This window comes from uncultured Megasphaera sp. (genome assembly GCF_958350005.1).
Lineage (GTDB): Bacteria > Bacillota > Negativicutes > Veillonellales > Megasphaeraceae > Megasphaera.
Genome location: NZ_CATWFF010000102.1, coordinates 1 through 7397, shown reverse-complemented (window position 1 = coordinate 7397; position 7397 = coordinate 1). Strand labels below are relative to the sequence as shown.

Sequence of the window (7397 nt, the reverse complement as noted above, 5' to 3'; positions counted from 1 at the left end):
GTGTACAATGGACGGTGTCAGGCAATATATACTAAATATACGTATGATTGACAGATGCAGAAAAAGAAGGAGATGAGCCCGTGATTTATCTGGACAATGGGGCTACAACCTATCCCAAACCAGAATGTGTATATCAGGCTGTCGACTCCTTTGGCCGGACTGGTGCAGTCAATGCCGGACGGGGCGCTTATGGCGCGGCCCGGAAGGCCAATGAGATGATCCGTCATGTCCGCCAGATGCTGCTCAGTCTGTGCGATGCCCGTGAGCAGGCAGAAATCGTACTGACGCCGTCTGTGACGATCGCCCTGAATCAGATTATTCACGGCCGGCACTGGCAGGCTGGTGATGTGGCCTACGTATCGCCGTATGAACATAATGCCGTTCTGCGGCCACTCCATCAGCTCTGTCAGGACCACCGGGGCATTTGCCTTCGTGAGCTGCCGTTGACAGCCGATGGAGCTATCGACATGGAACGGACGGCGCAGCTTTTTGCGGAGATGCCGCCGACATTCGTTGCCGTTACGGCGGTCAGCAATGTAACGGGGTATATCCTGCCCTTTGCCGATATCTTCCGCCTGTCCCGGCAGTACGGAGCTTTTACGCTCCTCGATGCGGCGCAGGCCATGGGGCTGCTGAAACTTCGCTTTGCCCAGATCAAGGCTGACGCCATCGCTTTTGCCGGACATAAGACGCTGTATGCTCCCTTTGGCATTGCCGGTTTTTTACTCCGCAATGGCGCGGATCTGCAGCCTTTTCTTGCCGGCGGCAACGGCATTCACTCCCTCAGTCTGGACATGCCGTCATATATGCCGCAGAAACTGGAGTGCGGCAGTATGAACACCGTTGCTGTTGCCGGTCTCGAGGCGTCTTTGCAGTGGCTGGCGGCGCAGCCTGTGGCTCCGAAGAAGCAGGAAGATATGCTGATGGCCTATTTTCTGCCTCGTCTGCGAGCCGTGCCAGGCATTCATGTATACGCTGCTCCCGGCGGCCTGTCTCAACAGGCCGGCGTCGTGTCGTTGAATGTGGACGGATGGAAGGCCAATGAACTGGGAGCCTTTTTGGATTATGACCATGACATTGCCGTGCGGGCAGGCCATCACTGCGCTGCTCTGATTCACCGCCATTTGCAGGATGAACCTTTTGGCGGCACCGTCCGGGTCAGCCTCAGCGTTTTTACGACGAAAGAAGAGCTGGATTGTCTGCTGAATGCGCTGCATCAGTTAGATAAAGAAGTGTTGAAGCACATTTCCGATGCTGTTTTGCGTGGGTCCTGCTGAACCCATAGTATAGAGAGGAAGCATGTATATGATATATCCGTTGTTGTTTGCGCCAGGGCGTATTGGCCCGTTACAATTAAAGAACCGGGCCGTCATGATGCCTATGGCTACGGATTTGGCCGACAGCCGCGGCATCGTTACGGACCGGCAGATTCGCTATTACCAGGAACGGGCCAAAGGCGGCGTTGCCATGATTATTAATGAATATACCGGCGTCGACGATGTGGACAGTATTCCGTCTGTCCATAATCTGCGGGCTGCTCAGGAATATCACGTGTCAGAACTGGAAAAACTGACCGATGCCGTCCATCTGTATGACTGCAAAATCGTCGCCCAGCTTCATCACGGCGGTGCCACGTCCAACCCTGCCTTGACAGGCCGGCAGAATCTGGCGCCCAGTGCCGTCCCTATTGCCGATGGGCGGCCTGTGCCGAAAGAAATGACGAAAGACGATATTCGCCGTATTCAGCAGAAGTTTGTCGATGCTGCTGTACGATGTCAGAAAGCCGGCTACGATGCCGTCGAGCTGCACGGCGCCCATGGGTATTTAATTGCCCAGTTTTTCAGCAAGTACTATAATCGCCGGCAAGATGAATACGGCGGCTCTGTCAAAAATCGCTGCCGCTTTATTGCCGAAATTATTGAACAGATCCGCTGCCGCCTGGGAAATTTTCCCATTATGGTGCGCATGTGCGGCGATGAAATGACGCCGGAACCGGGATTTCTGACGCTGGAAGACGGGCTGGAAATTGCCAGGTACCTGGAATCGTGCGGTATTGACGCCATCAATATCAGCAATGGCAGTGCCCGCAACGGCGACGCCAACTGTGAACCCTATTCGTATCGGCCAGGCTGGAAAAAGCACGTCGCCAAAGCGTATAAAGAAGCACTCCATATTCCGGTCATTGCGACGAATACGATTAAAAATCCGGAATTTGCCGAACAGCTTCTGGAAGACGGCATCTGTGACTTTGTCGGCCTGGGCCGGTCTCAGCTGGCTGATGGAGCCTTTATGAACAAGGCCCGCCTGGGCAGGGCTGATGAAATTCGCCAGTGCATTGGCTGTCTCTATTGCCGGGAACGGGTTCTCGGCAAGGGCCTGCCCATTCGCTGCGCCGTCAATGCCCGCACAGCTCGGGAAGATGTTCTGTCCGATCTGCGCCGTGACGGCGCCGGCCGCACTGTTGCCGTCATCGGCGGCGGCCCGGCTGGGATGGAAGCGGCCCGCGTGCTGGCGCTGCGGCAGTTTCATGTCGTTTTGTATGAAGAAAAGTCGCACGTCGGCGGCATGCTGAATGTAGCAGATAAACCGCCGCTGAAAGAACAGATTACCCGTCTTGTCCAGACTATGGAAACGCAGATAGAACGGCTGGACGTAGATATACAGTGTCAGACCAGGGCCACGCCGGACATGGTACAGGCCCTGCATCCGGCCGGCGTCATTCTGGCCTGCGGTGCAGCCCCGTCTGTTCCCGATTTGCCGGGAATAGACAGCAGGTACGTCGTGACGGCAGAAGAAGTTCTTACTGGCGCAGCCTCGCCGACGGGACAGTGCCTCATCGTCGGCGCCGGCCTGACGGGCCTGGAAACAGCGGCAGTGCTCCTGCGCGACGGCATGGATGTTACCATTGTCGACCGCAAATCTGTATTGGGAACGGGCATTTTCCCGGCCGTTTTCCATGACGAAATGAGCCGCATTACGCCATATAAGCCGACGGTATATGCCGGTTGCCGGCTTACGGCAGTGAGCGACGGCTTTGCTGCACTGACGCAGGTGGATAGCGGCGAAGCCTTTCAGGTATCGGCTGATACGGTAATTCTGGCCATAGGCCTTGCGCCGCGCCGCACCGTAGTCGATGCCTTTCGGAAGACGTTCCCGAACGCCCGGGTAATTGGCGATGCTAATGGCGGCGGGACCATAGCCATGGCCATTCGGCAGGGATATGAAGCTGCCTATACATTTGGAGAAGAAGGGGTAGAATAGAGATGAATGAACAGACCATTAAAGAAGCAGTACAGCAGTATATGAACGATATGATTCAGATTCGCCGCCATATTCACGAATATCCGGAAATTTCCAATGAAGAAGTGAATACGGCTGCCTTTATGGCACAGAAACTGCGGGAATTCGGCATTGATGTAAAAGAAAACGTTGCCGGAACCCATGCGGTTATCGGTACGCTGAAAGGGGGCAAACCGGGACCGACTATTGCTCTGCGGACCGATATGGATGCTCTGTCCATTTCCGAAGAAACGGGACTGCCTTTTGCATCCAAGAACGCCGGGAAAATGCATGCCTGCGGCCATGACGGCCACATGACGGTTCTCCTGGGTGCCGCCCATACGCTGAGCCAGCTGAAAGACGAACTGGCAGGGACTGTCGTCTTCGTCTGCCAGCCGGCAGAAGAAAAATCTCCCGTCGGCGGAGCAAAAACACTGGTGAAATCCGGCGTTCTCGACGGCATTGATACCATTTACGGCTTCCATGTATGGCCCAATCTGCCGACTGGAAAAATCGGCGTCAAAGCGGGCCCCATGATGGCTGCCTCCGATCACGTACGCATCGTCATCCGCGGCAAATCCAGCCATGCCGCAATGCCTCATCAGGGCATTGATTCCATCGTCGCTGCCGGTCAGTTTATTACGGCTGCTCAGGACATTATCAGCCGCCAGATCAATCCCCTTTATCCGGCTGTACTGACCTTTGGCCGCATTGCCGGCGGTACGCGGTATAACATCGTCGCCGGATCGGTCGAACTGGAAGGAACCTGCCGGACCTATCATCGTGAAGCCCAGGATACGGTAGAAACGAAGCTGGGCAAACTCCTGCAGGGCCTGGACCTTGCCTATGGCACTGAAAGCACGCTGGAATACGAACGGGGCTATGCGGCTGTAACTAATACACCGGAACAGGCTGCTTTTGTAGCGGATACGATCAAGGCCTGCTTTGGTGCCGATGCGCTGGCTGCTGCAGAAGAACCGGCCATGACAGCCGAAGACTTTTCCGGCTATCTCCAGGCCTATAAGGGCGCCTTTTTCTGGCTCGGCGCCACCAAGCCGGGAGCTCCTGTATATCCGCTGCACAATTCCCACTTTGCCATCGATGAAAACTGCCTGCCTATCGGCGCAGAACTGATGGTTTCCCTCGTATGCCGGGCTATGGGAGTCCTGTAAGGTTGTAAATAATTTGAAAATTTCATAGAAGCCTTAGAAAAAAGGCATGGGAAAAAAAGGAAAATCGCCTCCTCATCACGAATCCTATAGGTAACGTGATTATAGGAGGCGATTTATTTATGAAAGAATACACAAGTGATCAGATTCGCAACGTAGCTGTACTTTCGCACGACGGCGCCGGCAAGACGGCAGTTGTCGAATCGTTGCTCCTGGCCTGCGGCGCCGTTGATGCCGTAGGTGTAGGCAAAGACAACAAGCACATCATGGACTACGAACCGGAAGAAATTAAACGAAATGTTACGATTCAACTGGGCATTGCGCCCTGCGAATGGGAAGGCTACAAGCTGAACTTCATCGATACGCCGGGGTATTCGGAATTTTGCGGCGAAGTGCGGGCAGCCCTGCGGGCCAGCGACGGCATTCTCCTCGTCGTATCTGCTGAATCGGGCGTGGAAATGGATACGGAACGGGCCTGGGACTACGGTGTCGAACTGAATCTTCCCCGCATGTTTTACGTCAATAAAATGGATGGAGAACACGCCGATTTCTTCGGCTGCCTGGAAAAGATGCGGGCCGTCTTCGGCAAAGCCATCATGCCCCTGCAGATTCCCATTGGCGAAGGAACGGATTTCCGCGGCATTATCGACGTGTGCAAGATGAAAGCCTGGGACTGGTCCGGCGGCAAATGCGAAGAAATCAAGGTTCCCCCTGAATACATGGCCAAGGCCCGGGAAGTGCGGGAAATGTGCATGGAAGCCGCTGCCGAAGGGGATGACGAGCTCCTGGAAAAATACCTGGAAGGGGACGAACTGACCCTGGAAGAACTGCGCAAAGGCCTGCGGCAGGGCATGCTGACCGGCCGCGTCTGCCCGGTCATGTGCGGCAGTGCGATTAAGCACATTGGCACTGCGGAACTGCTGCGCCGCATTATTACGTACATGCCGGCAGCATCGCAGAAAGTCATGATGGGGACCGATGTGAAGACCGGCGATCCTGTCGTCGTCCATCCGAACCGGGCCTTTACAGGATTCGTATTCAAGACCATGATCGATCCCTTTGCCGGCAAGCTGAGCTACGTTCGCGTATTTTCCGGTACCCTGAAAGAAGGGGACAAGCTGTACAATGCGACGCAGCAGAAAGAAGAAAAGTTCAGCAAGCTCATGACCCTGGTCGGCAAAGAACAGGTCCCCGTTACGGAAGCTGTCGCCGGTGATATTGTCGTCCTGCCGAAGCTTCCTTTTGCCCGGACAGGCGATACCTTTGCCAGTGCCGATGCGCCTGTTGTCTACGATGCCATTCGCTTCCCCCATCCGTTGTACACCGTAGCTATGGTGCCGGAAAAGAAAGGGGACGAAGAAAAGCTCATGAATGCGCTCCTGCGCATCAGCGAAGAAGATCCGACGTGCCAGGTGGAAAAGAGCGTTGAAGGTAAGCAGATCGTCGTTCACTGCATGGGTGATGTTCACCTCGATCACATTCTGAATAAAATGGAACGGAAATACGGCGTCAAAGGGGTATTGCAGGATGTGTACATTCCATACCGCGAAACGATAAAAGGCCGGGCTGAAGCAGAAGGCAAGCACAAGAAACAGAGCGGCGGCCATGGCCAGTACGGCCACGTCATTCTGGACATCGAACCGCTGACCAATGGCGAGCCCTTTGAATTCGTCGATGCCATCTTCGGCGGCGCCGTACCGCGGCAGTATATTCCGGCCGTAGAAAAAGGGGTCCGCGAAACCCTGGAAAAAGGCCTCATTGCCGGCTATCCCATGATTAATGTCAAAGTGACTCTGAAAGACGGCTCGTACCATACTGTCGATTCGTCGGAACTGGCCTTTAAGGTCGCTGCGGCGCAGGCCCTGAAAAAAGGTGTGCCTGAAGCGAGTCCCATTCTGCTGGAACCGATTTACAACGTCGACGTCGTCGTACCGGAAGAATTCATGGGCGATGTCATGGGTGATTTCAGCAGCCGCCGCGGCCGCATTCTCGGCATGGAACACCACCGCAACCGCAAGGGCATTATCGTCGTCAAGGCTCAGGTTCCTCTGGCTGAAATGAAAGGCTATGTGACGGTCCTCCGGTCCATGACTCAGGGTAAAGGCACCTTCAACATGTCCTTCTTCGACTATGAAGAAGTGCCGAAAAAACTGATGGACGAAATCATTGCCAAAGCACAGGAAGCGAAAAAAGAATAAATCCTTTTTATAGAGAGAGAACATTTGCTAAATCCTTCTTATATAGAGAGAACATTTGCTGCCATATACAGTAAAAGACCGCACCATACAGGCTGATGCCTGTGTGATGCGGTCTTTTATGGTTTTACAGCCAGCCCAGTCCTTCCAGGAGGATCTTCAGGCCAATGAGAATGAGGACGAATCCGCCGATACGTTCGGCTTTGGCCTTGTATTTCAGGCCGAAGAGACTGCCTGCTTTGACGCCGGCGGCGGAACAGGCAAAGGTAACGCAGCCAATGGATATAGCTGCAGGGATAATGGATACATCCATAAAAGCGAACGTAACGCCTACGGCCAGAGCGTCAATACTGGTGGCAATAGCCAGGGCAAACATGGCGGCAATGGCCATGTTTGCGTCGGGACAGTCTTCTTCCTCGTCAAAGGATTCGCGGATCATGTTGGCGCCAATGAGCGTCAGGAGGACGAAAGCGACCCAATAGTTATAAGACATAATAAATTCAGTAAAGAAATTTCCCAGATAGTAGCCAAGGGTCGGCATGAGAAACTGGAATCCGCCGAACCAGGCGCCGGCAATGACCATGTGTTTCCATTGAATACGGCCCAGTGACAGTCCCTTGCAGATGGAAACGGCAAAGGCATCCATGGACAGGCCAATGGCAAGTAACAGCAATTCAAATGTACTCATAAGGCGATCTCTCCTGTCAGAAAAACAAAAAAAGACGTAAAGGCAGACTGGTACAGACTGCCTTTA

At 54.2% G+C, this 7397-nt stretch carries 5 protein-coding genes; 4 read left to right on the top strand and 1 reads right to left on the bottom strand.

Translation table 11 applies throughout. The annotated features are described in order from the left end of the window. Positions 1-47: 47 nt before the first annotated feature. The 4 genes from Q3886_RS06965 (at position 48) to fusA (ending at position 6646) form a co-directional block, all read left to right on the top strand. Positions 48-1277 (top strand): aminotransferase class V-fold PLP-dependent enzyme, encoded by a 1230-nt coding sequence (locus Q3886_RS06965; RefSeq protein WP_301860550.1) that lies wholly within the window; start codon positions 48-50, stop codon positions 1275-1277. Positions 1278-1305: 28 nt separating this feature from the next. After that, on the top strand, positions 1306-3261 hold the full coding sequence (locus tag Q3886_RS06960) for an FAD-dependent oxidoreductase (protein WP_301860549.1): 1956 nt from the start codon (positions 1306-1308) through the stop codon (positions 3259-3261). Positions 3262-3263: 2 nt separating this feature from the next. After that, positions 3264-4451, top strand: coding sequence for a M20 family metallopeptidase (locus Q3886_RS06955; RefSeq protein WP_301860548.1), 1188 nt, complete (start codon positions 3264-3266; stop codon positions 4449-4451). A gap of 119 nt (positions 4452-4570) precedes the next feature. Beyond that, a complete protein-coding gene (gene fusA, locus Q3886_RS06950) occupies positions 4571-6646 on the top strand; it encodes an elongation factor G (protein ID WP_301860547.1) in 2076 nt (691 codons plus the stop codon). 124 nt (positions 6647-6770) lie between these two features. Here the strand turns inward: fusA and Q3886_RS06945 are convergent, their stop codons facing one another. Then, the gene (locus Q3886_RS06945; RefSeq protein ID WP_301860546.1) at positions 6771-7331 is read right to left on the bottom strand and encodes a manganese efflux pump MntP family protein; all 561 of its coding nucleotides are present in this window, start codon (positions 7329-7331) and stop codon (positions 6771-6773) included. Positions 7332-7397 lie beyond the last annotated feature (66 nt).

Excerpts from the sequence above, each read along its gene's own strand:
- Q3886_RS06960 (WP_301860549.1), top strand. The coding sequence starts at position 1,306 with ATGATATATCCGTTGTTGTTTGCGCCAGGGCGTATTGGCCCGTTACAA.
- Q3886_RS06955 (WP_301860548.1), top strand. The coding sequence starts at position 3,264 with ATGAATGAACAGACCATTAAAGAAGCAGTACAGCAGTATATGAACGAT.
- fusA (WP_301860547.1), top strand. The coding sequence starts at position 4,571 with ATGAAAGAATACACAAGTGATCAGATTCGCAACGTAGCTGTACTTTCG.
- Q3886_RS06945 (WP_301860546.1), bottom strand. The coding sequence starts at position 7,331 with ATGAGTACATTTGAATTGCTGTTACTTGCCATTGGCCTGTCCATGGAT.